General features: G+C 52.0%; 9 protein-coding genes. 6 read left to right on the top strand and 3 right to left on the bottom strand.

The annotated features are described in order from the left end of the window. Window positions 1–3,267: a MobH family relaxase gene (gene mobH, locus QYQ99_RS28530; RefSeq protein WP_437439086.1), complete on the bottom strand. Its 3,267-nt coding sequence runs from the start codon at window positions 3,265–3,267 to the stop codon at window positions 1–3. 463 nt (window positions 3,268–3,730) lie between these two features. Here mobH and QYQ99_RS27640 point away from each other — a divergent pair, with 463 nt between their 5' ends. The 6 genes from QYQ99_RS27640 to QYQ99_RS27615 all read left to right on the top strand — a co-directional run bounded on the left by QYQ99_RS27640 (window position 3,731) and on the right by QYQ99_RS27615 (window position 8,621). Then, on the top strand, window positions 3,731–4,237 hold the full coding sequence (locus tag QYQ99_RS27640) for a hypothetical protein (protein WP_157839555.1): 507 nt from the start codon (window positions 3,731–3,733) through the stop codon (window positions 4,235–4,237). Window positions 4,238–4,246: 9 nt separating this feature from the next. Then, entirely contained in the window at window positions 4,247–4,585 is a 339-nt protein-coding gene (locus QYQ99_RS27635) for a hypothetical protein (RefSeq protein ID WP_034367673.1), read from the top strand. Between the two features lie 3 nt (window positions 4,586–4,588). Next, entirely contained in the window at window positions 4,589–6,826 is a 2,238-nt protein-coding gene (locus tag QYQ99_RS27630; RefSeq protein ID WP_302093297.1) for a DNA topoisomerase 3, read from the top strand. Window positions 6,827–7,269: 443 nt separating this feature from the next. After that, window positions 7,270–7,719, top strand: a complete 450-nt coding sequence (locus tag QYQ99_RS27625) for a hypothetical protein (protein ID WP_034367666.1) — start codon at window positions 7,270–7,272, stop codon at window positions 7,717–7,719. Then, window positions 7,716–7,982 (top strand): hypothetical protein, encoded by a 267-nt coding sequence (locus QYQ99_RS27620; protein ID WP_034367663.1) that lies wholly within the window; start codon window positions 7,716–7,718, stop codon window positions 7,980–7,982. The genes QYQ99_RS27625 and QYQ99_RS27620 overlap by 4 nt, the downstream gene beginning before the upstream one ends. A 24-nt stretch (window positions 7,983–8,006) precedes the next feature. Continuing rightward, on the top strand, window positions 8,007–8,621 hold the full coding sequence (locus QYQ99_RS27615) for a DUF6012 family protein (protein ID WP_034367660.1): 615 nt from the start codon (window positions 8,007–8,009) through the stop codon (window positions 8,619–8,621). A gap of 86 nt (window positions 8,622–8,707) precedes the next feature. Here the strand turns inward: QYQ99_RS27615 and QYQ99_RS27610 are convergent, their stop codons facing one another. Together QYQ99_RS27610 and QYQ99_RS27605 are read right to left on the bottom strand one after the other, a co-directional pair. Beyond that, on the bottom strand, window positions 8,708–14,245 hold the full coding sequence (locus QYQ99_RS27610) for an Ig-like domain-containing protein (protein WP_080750479.1): 5,538 nt from the start codon (window positions 14,243–14,245) through the stop codon (window positions 8,708–8,710). A 142-nt stretch (window positions 14,246–14,387) separates the two neighbouring features. After that, entirely contained in the window at window positions 14,388–19,955 is a 5,568-nt protein-coding gene (locus QYQ99_RS27605; protein WP_157839554.1) for an Ig-like domain-containing protein, read from the bottom strand. Window positions 19,956–20,001: the final 46 nt, after the last annotated feature.

Genomic DNA, 20,001 nt, shown 5'->3' with positions numbered 1-20,001 from the left:
CTATTTCTCCGAATAAATTAATTGGTTTTCGCGGACCTTGAAGCCAAAGCTGCTCATCTTGAAGTGCACCGTCATCAACTCCACGCCTATCAAGTCGTTGGTCATCAGCTGAAGGGTGCGCTTGTCCACCAAAAGCTTTTCTCCCTCACGAATAGGCGCCGATGCAAGCCACGGTCCATTGCCCGCCTTAATCATTTCGATCAACCGTTGGAATGCGCGCTCGATGGGATCAACGCGCACCTCTATCACTTCGCCTGTATCGGGCTTCGCCGCGTTCTGCTTGTCCTTCTTGCCCTTTGGACGAGCTTGTGAATCGGCCCTCTCTTCCGCTCCAGCAGATGGGCTGGATGAGACCTTGGAAATCTCGTGTTCAATGGCCAGGGCTACTGGCGGCTGACTTTCAGTACGCTTTTCATGGGCCGGGATAAATAGTGGAGATTGACGCGGAGCTGCAGCCTCTGCGATGCCCAGGCCTGGATCTGCCCCTCGGCCTTTGGGCTTGACATCACGCAAGGCTGTCTTGGTGCGCTTCTGGCGAACAGGCATCTTGAAGCCCGTGTTCAAGACTGCTTCCGCCAATGCAGCTCCACGCAGCTTGTCCATTGGAGTAGGTTCGCTCGGTGTGACCTCAATGAATTGCACTGGAGCCATCATTGCCAGCTGACAGATTCCAGCTTCTTCCTGCTCTCCTGCTTGAGCGAGCGCCACCCGTATCGCTTCAGATATAGGCTCGCAAAGCACAATGCCCATGTAGCCGTCAAAGTCCCAGACATAGCGGCCTGGAGTTGCTGGATTGATGGAAATTGCTTGTTGCTGGGCCAGTATCTTGATTACCTCAGAGGCATCGCCGCCAATCTTCCTTGCTCCCTCTGGGTAATAGATCGCCGCCTGCTGACCATGCATGAACAAAACTTCCCCAAGGGTCATATCGCGCAGCAATACCGGCATCACGGCAGCCATGATCAATGCCTGCACTTGAGATCCGTATTGAGCCAGTACCTCAGCCAAGCCTCCTGAGAGATCGACAGGGCCAGCTCCTGGCTCCGACTGCGTGCTTATGGGTTCCTCTGAAAGGACAGGCTCGACCACATCGTTGGCCAGACGCATATGCTCAGGCAAAGGGTCAAATCCCAAACCGATATTGAGATCAATCAGCTCTTGGAGAGGGTTGTATTCAGATGGGGGAGGCAAGACGTGCGATGTCTCTGGCATTGAGTCGGGCGCGGTAGCACTTTCCACCGCAGGAGGTCGAGCTGCTGCATGGACGGCGGCTGGGGGGTGTGCATATGGAGGCATTGCAGCCTTATGCACTCCAGCCTTGCCACTGCCCTTCGACTGTTCCTCTGTTCCTAGAGCAGCTGCTGGTCGTCCCCCCTTTGCAGCCTCAGGCTTTGGTCTATCAGCCCTATTTGCTTTGATTTTTGTAGCACTCTTACCTGTCGCCTGCCCTGCACTTTGAGGCATCGAAGACGGAGTATGCGACTCTGTTGCGCTCGGATAATTTGCTGTCAGTACTGCCAGAAAATCATTGGCAGGACCTACAGTTGCAGGAGCATCCACGTCCGGTTTTGAGCCTGTTGCCTGCGCCAGCATCTGCATAGGAGAGACTTCTACCGAACTCACATGGTCATGTTCCGTTTTTGGCGGTGCAGGGGATTCAGCTACAGATGAGTTTGGAGGCGTTGGCAGCGGATCTGGCTTATGTTGCGCTGCAGCTGCTGGCATTGGGGAGGGGACAGGTGCAAACATGTCCAATCCCATCAAGCCTATCCCGGCCAAGGCGGACATGGCATCCTGCTCGGCCTTGAGCACTTCAGCACTGACGCCGATTCCATCTTCATCTACGCCAGCAACCGAGGGCGACTGAATCAAGCCGGGTATCAGCGCCAGCATGTTTGAGTTCGACTCAGAAGGCGGCTGAACAGCAGGCGCACCTTGCGCGCTTACATTAGCTCCTGTGCTTTGAGCAACTGGTGCAGATGATGAAGTGTGGGCTGCGGTCTGTCCTGCCGTTTGAATCGGTATTTGTGCGGGTGCTGGTGCTGTTGTTGCCGCAGCCGACTGCGCCGATTCATCTGGCGGAAAGCGCATATCCTTCCAGTCATTTTCGGTGCTGCTTCCTGGTGCAACGTCTGGAGCATTCAGATCTGTCAGTTGCACGTTGAGAGCGACCTCTTCTGCCGCTGCTTCGCCTGTAACTACCCCTTCGACCGCTGGAGGTGGCTCGGTTGTGAAAACCAAATCAGGAGATTCCAGCCGAAGCATCAGGAGAGGTTTCTCCAACCCCTGGGCCTTCACCAAATCGGGCATGACCTCCCAGTAGCGGTATGTGGCCATATTTCCGTTTTCGGAAACAATGTTCGATACAGCGAAACCACGTTCAACCAGGATATCGGCCAAGGTGTCGGCATCGCGCGGAACGCCCGGTATTTTGTCCTTCTCAACCAGATCCGTGATGTCCTGGGCGGGCTTCCAGACGATGAATACGCCCTGCTTCAAGTGCCAAACTTTTGCGCCCAGCTCGTTCACTTTCCAAGTGCCCTGCTTTACCAATCGGCGTATTGCATCGAACACATATCGCTCGACAGGTACGCCATATGAGAACTCATCGACATTCAGGCGCGACTGCTTCAAGTCACGGGCCACACTCTCCCGGTCAGCCATCAGCATCAGCTTTGTCACAGGCTGATTAACCCCAGTACCTGAGATCGCCTCAAGCATCGCCTCCATGATCTTGGGGCCGCTTTCGCTCAGGAAGCCGCGTGTCTGGTCAGGAAGAATGCGATCTACGGTCAGCAACGAGAACGACTCGTGACGCTTATGCCGTTTGTCGCGCCAGCGAATGAAATAGCGGTCCACGTTGTTCTTGCGTGCCCACTCATAGAGCGAGTCCCCATAGGGGTTCCAGACGATCTTTCCGTTGCGGTCGGTGATCGACACATCGGACAACGGCTTGCCAACGTCATGCAGCAATCCAGAAAAGCAGCTGGCCAGCCTCCATCTTGGCTCGTTGTCACGGCGCTCACGCGGTGTGCCCTCGGTCGAAAAGATAACCCCCTCAGAGGCTTGCGCTGACCAGAACGCCACTTCAAGGCCGTGACGAAACAGCCCTCCGGCCCCACGGTGGTGGTGTGCCTCTGATGCGGGTAGCAGATGGACAAAAGACGCATAGCGCTCGATGACTGGGACAACCAGGCGATGAAAGTCTTCTTTTTTGAAGCCCAGCGCCATGCGAATGCGCTCTACCAATTCAGCTTGGGTAGCCATGACCCGATCCACAGGCGCGACGGGCATGCCTTTGGCGAAAGGGGGATACCTTGGAATGTCCTCTTCATCGATGTCCAAGATCCGCCCGCTTCCACTGGAATGCACATTCGATGGCGCGCGAGAGGACGTAAATATCCCCTTGAGCGTTTTCAAAAATGGAGCGAGTAAATCTGGAGGCATGGACTGTGCTTTAAAACAATCCGCCGATGCTCCCCCAAAAGCCTCCCAAGACAAGATTACGGAGTGGCCCATTACGGGCAAATCGCGCATCAAGGTATCTGGGTACTGACTTCTAGAATTTTTTATCTGATTTCAAAGGAGTCAAGGCGCTATGCGTCCATATCTATCACTGCTTATTGCTGCAGGCGTACTTTCTGGCTGCGCGGCTTTTCAATCCAAGCCCCCGGAGCCTGTTGTCATCAAAGAAGACGACAAGCCCCAGCGCACGCACCGCCATCTGACAGTGGCCTGGGACAATATTGGCCGTGGTGGAGCCGCCCTACACCAACCAGGCTTTGTCGATGTGCTCAGCAATGAGGACTCACAAACGCAAAGCTATACGCCCGCCAAATCCCCAGCTCTCGCGCCAAAGCCCTCCCCGAAAGCGACACCAGCGATCATCGGCCCAAGCATTGACGAGATGCGCGCCCTCCTGAGCAAGTCTGCAGCCAAGCCTGTCCCCACCACGAACAAAACCAGCTATGCCATTTATGAAATGCGCCGCTGGGAGCGCTACTGCAACGCTGGCCAGGGCATGACCGAACAAGATTGGAAGTTCGTCACGCAAGCCAAGGGGGAAGTTCCAGCCGAAGCGATGAGCAGCTGCAGTCGGCCTAACCACAACTATCAGGAGTACAAGGACGCCTGGAAGGCATTTTGTTCTGGCACAACGATTTCAGAATCCCTGCAGGACATTGTTCGCAACTCCACTCGCCCAGCCAGCATCAAGAGCTGCAAGGGCAAGCTGTAAGAGGCTTCAATGTACTTCCAGAACAATCCACGCGATCTGCAGCTGCACGACCGCTTCTGCGGACACAACCCAGTCGAGGTCTGGCGCAATCGCCCCTTGAAACACAAGCTCAAACATAGATTCAATGTTTGCGCTGCTTTCGTCTTAGGCGAGGTCAGCATTCATTCGTTTTGGCTAGGGCTACGTCATCCTGAGTACATGGTTGCGCTGGCCTTGCGCAGACACGTAGCGAACATCAGCCGAGGCATGATTTTCGTATGCCCCGAAGCATTGGCCATGGTGGAAGAGATGCACCGCCCTAGCGCAGCCAACGAGCAAGAGCATCCTCAACTCATCGGGCGAGCGTGAATCATGGATCTGTATATCTGCGAGAAGCCAGCCCAAGGCAAAGACCTTGCAGGAGTGCTGGGCGTGCGCCAGTACAACGATGGCTACATCACAGGCGGCGACATCGCCGTCACCTGGGGCTTTGGCCATCTGTATGAGCAGCTGATGCCCGAGGACTACGACCCACGATATGAAGGCTATGAATCCTGGGATGACCTGAGCCTACTTCCGTTTGTTCCTTCGTCATGGGGTTACAAAATGAAGGAAAAAACGGCCAAGCAGACCAAGACCGTGTTGGGCTTGATCCAGAAAGCTTCGACCGTGTACATCTCTACGGACTTCGACCGTGAAGGTGAGGCCATTGGCAGAATCTTGTTGGCTCAGGCCAACTACAACGGTCCAATAAAGCGGGTGTGTCTTACCGCTTTGGATAACCAGAGCATTAAGAAGGCGCTAGCCAACGTCAAAGACGGCAGTGAAACCCTTCCGCTCTTTCATGCGGCATTGGCCCGAAGCCGCGCAGATTTCCTTGTCGGGATGAACCTGACTCGCCTGTACACCGCATTGGCAAGATCCATTGGCTTCCGCGAGATATTGAACATTGGTCGCGTGCTCACAGCAACGGTCAATCTGGTGTGTGAACGCGAGCGCGCCATCGCAAGCTTCCAACCTACCCCCTTCTGGACCATTCAAGCCCAGGTCAACACGCCCAAGGGGAGCTTCAAGGCCAGCTGGAAACCTCCGCAGGCTCATGCGGATGCCAACGGCAGATGCAATCAAGGGGACTTTGCCCGTGCCGCTGCACAGGCATGCAATGGTGCTGCTGCTCAGATTGTTCGCTCGGAACAAAAGCCAGAGTCGGAAACCGCCCCCCTGCTGTTCGATCTCACATCGCTACAGCAATACGCGAACAAGCGCTGGGGCTACACCGCCGATGAGGTGCTGGCTATCGGACAGGCACTATACGAAAAGCACAAGCTACTGACCTACCCGCGATCTGACAGCCGGTATCTGCCTCAGGATCAGCAGGGAGAAGTGCCTGATGTACTAAGCGCCATGGTCAAAACCGACCCAAGCATTGCAGGCCTTGTGCAGCTGGTCGATCCCGAGCGCAAATGCCGTGTGTTCAATGACTCTAAGGTTACGTCACACCACGGCATCATTCCCACCTTTCAAGCCGGTTCAATCGCCAGCCTGAATGAACAAGAGCGCAATATTTATGACATCGTGCGCCGTTACTACCTGGCGCAGTTTCTACCTGCACATGAGTACCTGCGTTCGGAAATCACAGTCCAATGCGGCCCTCATCTATTCGTGGCCACTGGGAACGTGACCACCAGCCCTGGTTGGAAATCGGCCTTCGGCAGTGACAACGACATCGACCCCCCGGACGAAGAAGTTGCAGATGAACAGGAGGGCACCGGTTCTGCTGCGCTTCCGGCAGTGGTTCCGGGTGATGCCTGCATCCTGGCCAAGACCGAGCTGGGCGAAAAAGTGACGCGCCCGCTGCCCTATTTCACTGAAGCCGCATTGCTTGGCGCGATGGAGAACATTGCGCGCTTCGAAACCAACGAGCAGTTGCGGAAGGTCCTCAACGAGAAATCAGGCATTGGCACCCCAGCCACCCGCGCAGGAATGATTGAGGGTGCAGTGGTGCGCAAATTTTTCGTTCGTAAGAAACGCGCTATACGCGCGACGGACAAGGCCCATGCGCTCATGGCCATCCTCCCACCGACAATCAAACAGCCGTCGATGACCGCCTTGTGGGAGCAAGACTTGGACCGTATTGAGGACGGGACGATTCCTGTGGCCGCGTTTGAAGCCAAGATTACAAACTGGGTCTGCTCGATGGTCAACCAGCTCAAGGCTGCTGCTCCAGTCCTGTCACAAGCGGACGGCCCGATGGCCAAAGCCTTTGAAGCCGCCATGCCCCAGAAGCACGAATGCGTATTCGGCTGTGGCGGCCAGATGATGCGCTTCAAAGGTTCCAACGGGATGTTCTGGGGTTGTCAGAACGCCGAATGTAAGAAGACCTGCAGCGACAGTCGCGGCAAGCCGCAAAAGCCGCTTGCCAGCGATGAAGACGCACCCGACTGTCCAACCTGCGGCGGGCCTACCAAGCTGCGCAAAGGCAAGCCTAAGGACGGGAAGCGCGCCCAGAACTTCTGGGGTTGCTGCAACTATCCGAACTGCAAAGGGATTCTGCCCTTCGTCAAGCCCAAGCCTGGTGCCAAGGGAAAGCTAAGGATCTTCAATAGCTAAGGCTCTTCTAGGCAAGTTCTCACACATCGACCACGCAGATCCAGGCGGACTTGCATTTTTCCCATGCGCTTTAACTTGTTGTGAAGCTCCAGCTTCACGGCCCCGCCCTCAGCTCCATTGAAGAAACTGCATTCACCTCGAAGAAGGAAATTAATGTCAGCACGTTCAGTCGCTCTCAAATCCAGCGTTGATCTCTGTCCCTGTCCTGCATGTGGCAACCGAACGCACTTCAACCTGCACTCCGAGCGCGGAGGCGAGGAGTTCAGCGAAGTCTGGTTGAGCTGCATCTGTGGCCAGGACCCGCCGAGCACCTTTCGTGTTGAGGACATCTGGGGAGGACTCAGTGTGCCAATGCTGGTCACAGCTATCTATCAATGGAATAGCTGGCAGCGCGCTCCTCTCCCTGGCCAAGGGACTGATCTCGATATGGAGCTTGTCCAAGAATGACCTATTTGCAACGTTTCAAGCCTACAGATGATGACTTCGAGGCCTGCACACATGTGGTCAATGACCGGCCGATCATCGGCGTGAATGCCAAGAACAACAAAGCCAGAGTTCTGGCCATTACCGGAAGCCAGGGTGCTGCAGATGAGCACGAGAGCATCGGGAACGCCTTTCTCTTCGCGGAAGCGGGCACGGTGTTTCATCAGTGCGGCAAATCACCACGCGCAATGCTTGAGGACTACACCGCAATGCTGGCTCTGTTTGACGTTATGCATGCGATAGCCCAGGCCTTGCCTGCGGATGCGCGCGAGCGCGCCGAATCGCTCGTTGGCGTGCTTGAAAAAGCCCACCCGCTACTACCCCGCCCGAATGTAAAAAAAGCTGCCGCAGCCCTTCCTGTGCATTCTGGCTTTGCACCACCCTCAATCACAGCTGAAAGCGCTACATGAATTTCCACCGAGTCATCAACATGACAGTGCTCATCGCGTCAGTACTGCTGCTCGCATGTGCCGCAGTCGCCTTTTACGGCGCAACAAACAGCGCGGATGCGTCAAGTGCCCGCGCCCAGGTGCTTGCCGGAGTCTCGTCGGTTGTTGCCCTGGTGCTGACCTTCATCGCCAAGCTCCAGGCCAACAAGATCATCAAGCTCAAAGTCGCCATCGCTTCATTGAATGTGGAAAAGGCAATTCTTGTGTCGGGCGTCAAACGCTGATTTTTTTGGAAATTTGAATTCTCAATGCTGCTTCATCTCATTCCACGCTTGTACGCCTTCCGCTCAATTGAAGGCGAATGCTCCTTGATCGATTTTGAATGTCCGACGCTCGGCATATTTCTTCGAAATGGACATGAGCTGGTGGCAAGGCGTCCATACCCCAACAAGAACTACCTGGTGGGTTGCCGCAAGGTCGGCCAAAAAGCCATCAACGGACTCTTGATAGAGTCTCCCACTCGCATCAACCAGCTCACGACCATCACACGATGGGCAGTAGGCGCGGAGCGCGTTGTAACCCATAAGGTCCAATACGTGATCTTGGATTCCGAGATGGATGCGATTACTGAGAGCATGGTCCTGTGGCACACAATGTCTCCCAGCCTTGGCGGATTCGGAAACCGTTGGCCATCAGCTGCACAAAATTGGACACCCGCATCAGCTCAACCGCGCATGGAGTTGGTGCCTCGCTACCGTGACGGGAGCATCCAGGACAGTTTGGATGAGGCTGGCCGCATCACAGAGCGTTCTGAGATCTTCCATCTCCACACAGTAGAACGTGAGCGCGTTCTATTCAGAAGTGAGACAGATCTGTACAGCAGGAATCCCACTGCAGAAATGGCATTTACTGCTCCTGCATGAGCTTGTCGCTTGGGCACCCGTCATGCGCAAAAAAGGCCTGCAGCTCCCGATGAGCGCAGGCCTTTGTCATTGGCAGCTACTGAGCGTTACTGCAGCGCGGCTGGCTGCGAACGCCCGCCTGCATCATCGATGCCGATCAGCTGGACATTAGGCTTTTTTGCATCGCCAATGCGGTTCAGCGTCAGGCGATCACCAGTAACCGCTTTCACCTCACCGTCTACCGTCCATTCATAGGACCTCATGCGGCCATCTTCATCTTTGCAGGATGCATAGAAGAGCCAGGAGCCTACTGTTTCTCGCTGTGTCAGCGTGCATGTTGGCAGAGTGTTTTCTTTCACACTGATCCGCACCTTTGCCTCAGCTTCCTCACCCATTTTGCTGCGGATGCTGAACGCTACATCGTGATTACCAGCATTAAGAGTGATTCGGCCATAGTGTCCCGCGACATCCAGCTTTTCACCATTCACGGTGAACGAGCGTGTGTCGATGCGGTCAAGCGGATGGCCACCAGTCACATATGGTCGTAGCAGGACATCCAAGGGGGCGCGGTTGATTGCGTTCGACCCAGAGTACTGAAGTTCCACCTTGTAGGGGGCAGACTCAGCGATTGCCAGATCTTGCTTGATCACAGTCTCATGGCCACGGGCATCTTTCACAACAACGCCAATTTCATACACACCGTCTTCAAGGATCTTGAAGGTGCGCTGTGTCGCCTTGCTAGAGTCCGTAATGACTGCCTTGGTAGGAAGAGTCCAGCTATAGGTAGGCTCTTCAAGGTTGCCACTGAATGCGATAGGCCGGATCTTGACCGTCACCTCTGAAGGTGCAACCTTTGCGGTTCTCTTGATCTCCAAGCCAAAGGTTGGCCACACATACTCCCAAACCTTTGTCTTGAAAACGTAGGTGGACTCAGCCCCATCTTCACGGAAACCTTGTGCCCATGCCGTGTAGGTCACGTTAATCGTTTGCGATGCAAGATCTTCATCACTGGGGGTGTATTGGATGGATGTGCCCTTCTGAACAGTTCCATTCGGTAGAGTGAACTCGCCATCGAACGACAAATCCATGTCTCGATACGGAGGTGTCACCCGTGCAGCCAGTTCATAGGTCTTTCCCTTCTCGACCCGAATTGGGCCATCGACGTAGACGCGCGGCGGCTTCATCTTCAGGAATTCCACAGTTTTTCGAACAACGCTGTAGCCACTCATGTCCTCTGCAGGCGCTTCCTTAGAGCGCGCTCTGGCCACCAAACGCACTCGGGCCACTTCAGACTGCTTGATCTCGAACTGGGTAGATCCTTCATTGAAGGTTTCTCCGTTGTCTACAGACCATTCAACTACTGCATCTCCTGTGTTCATTGGCTTCCCATTGAGCGTTAGGGCAGCTGTGACCTTGGCGGTACCACCCACGTAGAAGGCTTGAGCACCTGTGAGCACAAGTTTCGGTTTGTCGTAAGCAATGACTTCCACTGGCTCCGAATACTTGGACTTCAGCGAATTAGCATTGACCACCTTTGCGCGGACCTGATGTGTACCTTTGTCGAAGACATTCACAAACATGAAGCGTTGTGATTTGTTCTTGACATCGTGCGCCACCCAGCTCTTTCCACCATCAGAACTGACCTCCCAGGCAACATCGCCCACAGCGCGCATATCCAAACGCTCATCGATGCTCAGCTTGAAGGTGTTCGTGAAGGGGGCTTCTCCAGACGTTCGACGGCTAGATATGGCTGATGTGATCTCTCCGCCTCGTGAAATGGTGACGAAGGCACCTTGAGGCGACTCTGCCACTCGCTTGTAGCCAGGTACAGGACTTTCTAGCTCAGCTTCGGCCACGAACCGCAGAGCCGTCGAATCTAAACTGCCAACATCGACATTGAATACAGCCTCGCCAGTTTCAGAGATCGCAACTGGTGCAGCAAGCTCTTCGCGCTTGTTGTAAGTCATGACTCGCACCAACCTCACCTTCCACTTCCCCATTGTCTCGGGGGTATAGGTCGAAGAGGTTGAGCCTCGGTCGCTCATCGTGACCACCACCTTCATGGGCGAGGTGTTAACAGCTGTGTCTGAATCCAGTTTGATGACTGGCTTCACACTTTCGCTGGGCGCTGCATAGACGCTGTACACGACCTCCTGTTTCACACTAGGAAGTGCGGTAAAGGCCGCTGCAACCTTGTACTTCGTGACTTCCCACAGATTACGGGCGTCCGCATTCAATCGTCGAAAGGTCGAATTGTTGGACAGGCCCATCGACTGCTCAATTTTTGCCTGTTCCAAGACTTCAGTACCACGCGCGATGGATAGGTCCAGAGCGGCACGTACCGACTTGATTTCGACATCACCGATGTACCCGCCCGCCATCGGAACAACCAACACGTTTTCAGCGTCTGGTACCAAGCTCTTGGAGTTGATAAGGATCTCGGGCTTAGGTGGGTTCACCGCCGTCAGGTTGATTGACTGCTCATTGAGCTTGATTTCAGCCCCAGTTTTGGTAAACAGACTCACGCGCCAGGAGATCGGGTGCACCCCCTCAGACGAGACAACGCCACGAAGATAGGGCGTGTCAGACCGCTCATCTTGAACCAGCCCTGGTGGGGTCTTGATCCAATCAACAAAGCAATAATTGCTCGCTTGCTCAGTTGACCGAGTGGCAGCATCTTGAATCGCCGCATCTCTGTTCATTGTGAGACTGCATTTGTAGCCATCTTGAATCTTCAGCCTCACACCGGCATCAGTAATTGAATGAACCACATTGGATATATCATCGGTAGCAGCAAGTGATACAGATCCCAAAGCAGATACCGAGTTCACCGATGCTATACCACTCTGCACCTGATTCTTTTTCCCTTTGCTGTCGTACACATACAGCGAAAATGAAACACCCTCCCTTCCGACTTGATTCATACGACCAATGAGGTCAACACCATTCGCCACATCGACCTGAATACTGTCACCAACAGGTTTTGAAAAAAAGTCCACGAGACAAACCGGAGCAAGAAGATTGTTTGCCGCCTTCGCCTTCGTCTCTTGCGTAGTCAGTTGGCACGTTGCTGATGTTTCTGGTCGAAGAGCAACAGTGTAATTCTCAATTCCCTGAACAATGCTACGCGAAGGGAAGGTGACATCTATCTCTGGCTTCCACATCGTTACTTCACCAACAACGATTGGAGAATTCGGGGCGGAAGAGGAAACCAGGATATTCGCAACACCTTTTTTGAATTGAGCACCAGGCTTTATATCAAATGCAATTTTGCTTTCGTTAGAACCAAAGTTGTAGTCCTTGATAACAGTTTTAGTTTCCCCTGGCGAAACTTCAACACCATTAACGCGAACGGGTGCCTCTGAATCTGATCTAAGCGTCAAGAAGATGTCATAGACACCAACAACGTTAGATCCATCTTTCAGTGTAAATTTTTCCGTTTCCAGGATTTTCTTCCCGCCTTCCAGCACGTAATCGCCTTCAAAAGCCGGAATCGAAATCTTTGAAGAATTTCCCTTTAGTGCGATCTGATTCGGCTCATACTTGAAAGTCACACTTTTCTGGACCTCATTTCCTTGACTATCTTGAGCCTTGATGCTTAGAGTATATTTTTCATTCTCCTTCATACTTGGAAACATCACTGGGTATTCCAGAGCATAATTTCCCGCAGAAAGTGAACGCACAGTCAAAAAAACGTTCTCATTGGACGCCCCGCCCTTCAGGTTTACCTCGGTTATTCTGGGGGTTTTGTCCAGTGCATCACTCAAGTTAATCTTGACATCATCAAGTGTCGAAATCGAGGTTCCGGCAACAATGTTCAGAACAGGCGGGGTCGAATCAATCGCATAAACACCATCAACACTTTTTTCGACAGAGTTACCATAATTATCCAATGCTCTCAATGAAAAAGTGTATTCTCCATCAGGAAGAGACTTATATGAAATCGTGAGATTATGGTCGTTACCTGCAGATGTTCTTCCACTGACTTCGGCAATTTCCGTCACCACTCCACTTCTATTATTTTTTGCATCGATATATCCCTTATTTAGTCCCATCCCATATGAGGTTGTGCCTGGCTCATTTACAGTAAAAACAAATTCCTTTATTTCCCGGATATGGGATACAGATGTTATCGTCGGACTCTTCTTATCCCAGTAGAAAAATCGCCCATTTCCTGACAGTGAAAGCTGGCCGTCTGACGCTCTTTTAAATACGCCATTAAATGAGTATGCACCATGCGAATCTGAAGTGTTAAATGGAAAATCAACTTCCATTTCACACGAAACTTCACCAGCCGGAATTACGCATGAAGGCTTACCTTGCGAAACCTGAATGTCATAGCCTCTAGGTGCCTTGATATGAAATCGGAGACGTGAAACTTTGGTATCTGCAGGAACATTTTTATCTTTCGTGTAGAAAGTATTAGCCCCCCAACCATATCCATCAATATATGCCTCCGTGAACTGTGGCTCCGGTGCTGACTGCAAAGGGTCAATCTCAGCATTTGGCACCGCCATTGACTTACAAGCATGTGTTGACGTATTAGTCCACCTATGCGTTTCGTTTGGGAAGTTGCCGAGTTCATTTACAGGCCCATCCATCACCAAGTAAGCATAATCTTCATCTGCTGTCAATACGGTTTTTGCGACTCCCATATTTGCAAAGTAACCGCCCCAGATCGGGTCAAAATCTCTCGATTGATTTTTTTTGACGCGATACAAGGCTTTTGCTGGATTGAACTTAACAATATTCTTTCCGTTGCTTGGACCAACAAATCCCTTCAACGCAGGAATATCAAGAAAGTTGCTTGTTGAATTGGGGTCATAAAGACCCATAAACTCCGGCGTATCAGGACAGGCTGAATTTACATACAACGCTCTTTCTAATGTTGAAGTGTTGCCAGCAATATCATTAATTTTGAACTTGAGTCTATATTTTCCATTATCAACATTGAATGTATTTGCAAAGAAAGTTCTTTTTAAGTCTATAGAATCCGAATTCTCGGCATACTGAGCATCACCAGATTTGACAACAATGCCAGAATTGGATGTCAGAAGTTCATAATTAATTGACTTGACAGAGTTGCTGTCATGAATATTGGATATGGAGACACTGGCTAAACCTGTCTGGTTATCTACTTTCGCAACGGCAATAAGACCATCGGCCATGATGCCGCCACCATAGGGGGACGTGATCGCAATTTCGCCTGCGGTCGGTGGTGTCGTGTCCACAATGACCTGATAACCATCAGTCTGAACCACCTGATTTGACGATGAAAGAAGCTCGGCCTTTACTGTGTACTTGCCTTCCCCTGGTAGCCTTAAAGTCATTACAAACCCGTAATAACTTTTGTTGTTCGCAACAACTCTGTCATTGGGTCCGACAACTGCGCTCGTTTGGGTCGCTATTTGTTTTCCAGTGGCATCAATGGCCGTCAATCTAATCTTCCGATCAATACCAGCACTGACAGTAACCGCTATATCACCGGATGGATTCAAGAAATCAATCGCTGAAGAAGCTTGAACAGTTTTTGTTTTCTTTAAAGTGTCCGTAAATTCATATTGGACAACTTCAGCATTGGCCCCATGTAGAAGGCCAGCTGCTGCAATCAGGAACAATGCACCTGACTTTCTGCGGAAATTCATACGCGTCTCCACGTAACTATGGGAGCTTTCAGTCTAGGATTCGCCCTTTGATTTCCTTGAACACCAAGTTGCCCTTCCTGGGCGGAAATGAAAAAGGCCCGCAGCTCCAAGAGCGCGGGCCTTATTTGGTAGCTACAGAGGCTTACTGCAGCGCAGCTGGCTGCGAGCGCCCGCCTGCATCATCGATGCCGATCAGTTGAACATTGGGCTTCCTGGCATCACCGCTGCGGTTCAGCGTCAAGCGATCACCAGTAACCGCTTTCACCTCACCATCCACAGTCCATTCGTAGGTTTTCATGCGACCATCCTCGTCTTTGCAGGATGCATAGAAGAGCCAGGAGCCGACTGTCTCACGGCTTGACATGGTGCAGGTTGGAGGCTGGTTCTCCTTCACCGAGATATTGAGCTTGGCCGTGGCCTCGCTGCCCATCTGACTCACAACCTTGTACTGAATGTCGTGCTCACCCGCCTGCAGGACGGTTCGGCCATAGAAGCCAGTGACGTTCAGCTTCTCACCGTTCACGAAGAACTCCCGAGTCAGGATGCGATCTTGCGGATGCCCACCCGTCACATAAGGGCGCAGCAGAACGCTCAATGGTGCGCGATTGATCGGGTTAGAACCCGAGTACTTCACCTCTACTGAGTAAGGTGCAGCTTCACCGATCAGGATGGTTTCCTTCAGCTTTGCAACGTTACCTCGCGCATCACGGACAACCACACCGACATCAAATGCGCCAGTGGAATTGAGGACAAAGGTTCGCAGCGTGGGGAACTTGTCGTCGAGCACGGTCGCGCTTGCTGGAATGTTCCAGTCGTAGGTCGGTGATTCAAGGGTGCCCTCGAAAGCAATCGGACGAACTGTCAGCGTGATCTGAACTGGCGACACGTTTGCGCTCTTGCGGATCTGCAGACCGAATGATGGGAACACATATTCCCAAACACGCGAACGCATCGAGTGAGTCCCTTCTGCCCCCTGGTTGCGGTAGCCATCAACCCAGGCGGTGTATTTTGTCTCGACTCGCTCTGCCGACAAGTCAGCTGCAGTGGGCGTATAGGTTGCCGACTCGCCGTTGACGACCTTGCCGTTCGGCAAGGTGAAGGCACCGGCCATCTTCACATCCATCGAAGGGTACGGAGGTGTGATGCGCGCATTGAAGGTGTATGTCTTGCCCAATTCGATTCGTGAGGGACCCGTCACGTAAGGACGGGGCGGCTTCACTGGCAGAAAGTCAATGCTCTTGTTCACGACATCGAAAGCATAGGCATCGCTGCCTGGTGCATCAATGGATCGAGCGCGAACCGATAGCTTGATCCGGGCTTCCTTGGCTGAGGTCAGCTGAAACGTATCTGTACCCTTTGCGTAGGTCTTCCCACCATCCTTAGACCATTCAATCACGACGCGATCTTTGCTGATGTAGTCCTTACCAAATTTGAATTTGGCGCTCATCGTGGCCTTGGAGCCGATGAAGTGCTGCTGCGCGCCAGTCAGTTCAAGCTTGGGCTTGTCATAGGCGATCACATCCACGATTTCTGTGTACTTTTCCTTTGCAGAGTTGATGTTGGTGATCTTGGCCCGGACCTTGTACTCACCTTTCTCGAAGGTACGCATGAACATCATCTTGCGCTGTTCCGGCTGAACGATCTTCTCCCAGCTAGATCCCCGGTTGCTGCTGACTTCCCAGACGACAGCGCCGACCGCACGCATATCAAGAGCTTCATCCAGTGCCAACTTAAATGCTGTCACGAATGGAGCTTCGCCCGAAAGGCGTCGCCCTGTCACGGATGCCCCAATCGCATTACCTCTCAACACAGTAATGAATGTCGGCACTGTTGATTCTTCAGTTCGTTTGTAGCCTTCTATCGGAGATACAAGCACCGCCTCTGCGATGAAGCGCACCGATGCTGCATTCACATTGTCCAAACCAACATTAAACGTGGCCACGCCGTCAACGGTTTCCACATAGTCCGTCATTGGCTCTCGCTTGTTGTAGGTCATGAGCTTGACCAAACGGACCTTCCATTTGCCCATGTTTGCGTTATAGGCCTCTGCAGGCTTATATCGGTCACTCATCGTCACCTTCACCTTCATGGCTTCAGTGTCCACAGCCTGGTTCGAATTCACCGATACAACCGGCCTCATGCCAAGCGATGGGCCTGCCACGATGCGGTAGACCTTCTTGGTCTTCACTTCAGGCAGCAACGTGTAGTTGACGTTGACGGTGTACGGTGTTTCAGTCCAAAGGGGCCGCTCGTCGGTATCAATGCGGCGGTATAGCTGGCTCTTGTCAAATCGGCTTGGCTCCGCAACACCTGACTCAAGAACGTCAGTGCCTCGCATGATGCTCACATCAAGTTGAGATCTCTCAGAAGTGATGGTCACGTCACCTACATAGCCACCCGTGTGAGGCACCACAAGCAGGCTATCGTTGACGACGTGTGGGGAGGTAATCTCTACCGTAGGAACGGAAGGATCAACGACCGTAATAGGCTGTGATTGCTCATTCAGGACAATCTGTTGTCCTGACTTGCTGAACATCGAGATTTTCCACTTCAGCTCAGTCGCGCCCTTGTTCGGGATGTTGCCCTGCAGCAGGGGAACTTCGACTCTCTCAGCTTGGCTCAAGCCTACAGGCAGCTTTGTCCACTCCACCCAGCAGCTTGGGCTTGCTGCGATGTTCATCTTGGTGCTGGCATCGAGCGCGGCCTTCTCAGCGCCTTGCACGAAGAGACACACTGGACCTTCAACCTGCTTGACGCGAGTGTCAATTTCCTGAATCCGACGAGTCACCTTCGAGAGATCGGTGATCGTGGCTATTTTCACCGAACCCATTGGCGATGTGACGTTTAGCTTGCCACTGCCGTTACCAACGAGATACTTGGTGCCGTTGGAGGCATACATGTAAAGAGCAAACGTCATGTCGTTGCTCCCCAGCTTGGATGCCCTACCTTGCAGGTTGATGGTGCTCTTGTCTTTCTCAGTAGATTGGTAATCCCCCTCTGGAATCTTGTCCCAACCCAGCAAACACACTGGGGCTGTGATGGGATCAGCGGTCTTGGCACGGGATTCATCCGTACTCAGGGCACACCGGCTCCCATTAGCAGCGTCATTCACTGCATTCGTTGTGTACACATCAATGCCCTGACGCACGGACGCAGATGTTCCTGTGAGCTTCCCAGCTGGCTTCCAGACGTTGATATTCGCAATGAGGACCGGGGAGTTCGGAGCTGAGGTTGTGACCAGCAAATTGGATGTGCCCGTTTGGCCATCCACTGCTGCAGACACGGACAGGCTGATCTTGCCACCTGTGCTGGCGAAGTCGTGGGCAGGCATCACGACAACAGTTTGGCCAGGTTCGACAACGAAACCGTTGACCTTCAGCGGTACTTTGGCATCCTTGCGCAGCGTGGCCATGATGTCATATCGGCCCGACACAACCGTACCATCGCGCATTGTCACGGGATTGGAGTCGATCACCTCCTTGCCGCTGGCACGCCTGAACTCCGCTGCCAAGGCAGGGATCGACAATATGCCACTCGCGTCTGGCGACATCGTTATTTGGCGAGGTGTGTAGTCGAAGCCGAAGCTCGCTTCTCCTATATTTCCCTGATCGTCTACGCCTTGAACTGTGAGCGTGTAGCTTTCACCTTGTTCAAGACTCGGGAACATGATTGGATACTCCAAACCATAGTAATTCAGTCCCAGTGAGCGTGCCGTTAGATAAACCGTATCTTTTGTAGGTCCTCCCTCAAGCTTGATGCTTGTGACTCGCGGCTTCGCCGTAGTTTCATCATTCACAGTGAAGGTAATATCATCAAGACTTGTCACACCGCTCCCTGATGAAATGATCTTAATCACTGGCTTGGTTGTGTCGTTCGCAATGGTGAATAATTTTGGAGATGGAGCTGCAGTATTTCCCCAGTTATCCGTTGCCCACGCGTAAACATCATACTGGCCAGGGGGTAGACCTTTATAGCTTGTCGTAAATGTATACTTGTTATTTCCAGAAACGACAGATTCATGATTGAAAATAGTTTCTTTTCCAGACTTATCGACAAATCTGAGGCCTGAATGCGGAAGATTTACAGTTCCCCAAAGACTACCTGAATTTCCTTCGAAGAATTCAACAGATACTTTCTTCTCAAAACTATCATGACTGACGAACCTCTGAAATATCGGATCTTCGCCATCATAGGCAAGGGTGATATACCCCGCAGGCACCACCATTCCAGGCATATCTAACCGACTAACATTACTCAGATACTGATACATCACAACTTCGCCTGTGACGTTCCAAGGCGTATTCGTATTGATATAGCAAGACTTCTGATTCGCGGGGACATCACAGGTCTGCTGAGCGACCATCACCCTTTGTACATATGGCCGTGGTTCAACCTCAACTGCGATACCAGTCATCTTGGTATCTCTGGGAATCGTCCTTCCTGGAATATCTTTGAATCCGACTTGGATACGACCATAACCAGCGATGTCAAACTCTTGCTTGATTTTATTATGAGGTGGAGTCGTTGAAGCTGTGAAATTAGCCTGAGGAAGTCTTACATCATCACAAACCCAGAACCCGTCACTGTTCCACCGCAAAAAATCCCCAAATTGTTTATCTGGATTAATAACACCGTCAATCTTGTAGTAAACATAGTTGCTATCACTATGAATAACAGAATGACTAATAACCCCACCAGCATCGGCTACAAAATATCCGCCATAGGGTTGTGTTTCTGTGGCAGATTTGCTTTGGCTTCTTGGAGATCGATAGATGAAGCTACCTGGGTTCTGAGGAAGATTAAAACTTCCAGTAATCTCTCTATATCCCTTTAATTGCTGAACACCATACAGGTTTCCGCCATATGCTGGATCGTAGTATCCAACCGGAATTGGAGTTGCAGGGCAAATACTATCATTATGAAAGATCATCGAAGATGATGAACTATTACCTGCTTTGTCCGTCACAAAGAATGTAATCTTATTCTTTGAGTTTGCCCCCAACGAGTTGAATGCTTTGTCGAACAGATCATTGACATTAGCCCCACCGATGATTGCCTCTTTCAAGCTTTCGTTGTAACCAACATCACCAGTGTTCGTGATCAGGCCGGTTTTCGGCCCATTAATAACTTCAGTCTTGAAGTTGATAGACGATATCCCACTTGCATCTTGGACATCTTTGATACCAATATTTCTTGCTTCGGTTGTACCGAATTTAGGTATCCCATCACCCTGTATTCCACCACCATATGGAACGCTCCAGAACCACTCACCCGTTCTAGGTGGTGTCCTGTCAACAACAAACTCGGTTTGTGTTGTCTGAACAATTTTGTTCGCTGATGACAGAGTGTCTTGACGGGCTACAAAGGTTCCTTCTGAGGGAGAGTTGAACCTCAGAATAGCACCGTAGTAAGACTTTGAATCGACAACAATCTTGCTGTTGAAACCCAACAACTCGCTTGTTTTGCTTTCGACTTCAGCACCAGTATCTTTTCGAAGAATGGTGATTTTCACCTTTCGATCTGTTCCAGCGCTTGCATAAATATCAAGAAAGCTATCGGGGTTTATGTACCTGTTTTCAGCAAGTACTTCTCGCACTTGGCCGTTGGCTTGACTGAACTTGTATTGCAGCACATCTGCGTGCACAGAACCTGCCGCGCCCGCCACTAGGGCTGCGGTAGCGTACAGGACCACCTTTTTTACGCTTTTCATGGAGTTCTCCACGGACTTATAGATGGTGTCAAGGCTAAACACGCAT

The organism is Comamonas testosteroni (assembly GCF_030505195.1).
GTDB lineage: Bacteria > Pseudomonadota > Gammaproteobacteria > Burkholderiales > Burkholderiaceae_C > Comamonas > Comamonas testosteroni_G.
The sequence above is the reverse complement of the archived record's forward strand: the minus strand, read 5'-3'. Positions and strand labels throughout refer to the sequence as shown.

What these genes read in the sequence shown, in the direction of transcription:
- mobH (WP_437439086.1), bottom strand. Translation starts at nt 3,267, where the DNA reads ATGGCTACCCAAGCTGAATTGGTAGAGCGCATTCGCATGGCGCTGGGC.
- QYQ99_RS27635 (WP_034367673.1), top strand. Translation starts at nt 4,247, where the DNA reads ATGTACTTCCAGAACAATCCACGCGATCTGCAGCTGCACGACCGCTTC.
- QYQ99_RS27630 (WP_302093297.1), top strand. Translation starts at nt 4,589, where the DNA reads ATGGATCTGTATATCTGCGAGAAGCCAGCCCAAGGCAAAGACCTTGCA.
- QYQ99_RS27625 (WP_034367666.1), top strand. Translation starts at nt 7,270, where the DNA reads ATGACCTATTTGCAACGTTTCAAGCCTACAGATGATGACTTCGAGGCC.
- QYQ99_RS27620 (WP_034367663.1), top strand. Translation starts at nt 7,716, where the DNA reads ATGAATTTCCACCGAGTCATCAACATGACAGTGCTCATCGCGTCAGTA.
- QYQ99_RS27615 (WP_034367660.1), top strand. Translation starts at nt 8,007, where the DNA reads ATGCTGCTTCATCTCATTCCACGCTTGTACGCCTTCCGCTCAATTGAA.
- QYQ99_RS27610 (WP_080750479.1), bottom strand. Translation starts at nt 14,245, where the DNA reads ATGAATTTCCGCAGAAAGTCAGGTGCATTGTTCCTGATTGCAGCAGCT.
- QYQ99_RS27605 (WP_157839554.1), bottom strand. Translation starts at nt 19,955, where the DNA reads ATGAAAAGCGTAAAAAAGGTGGTCCTGTACGCTACCGCAGCCCTAGTG.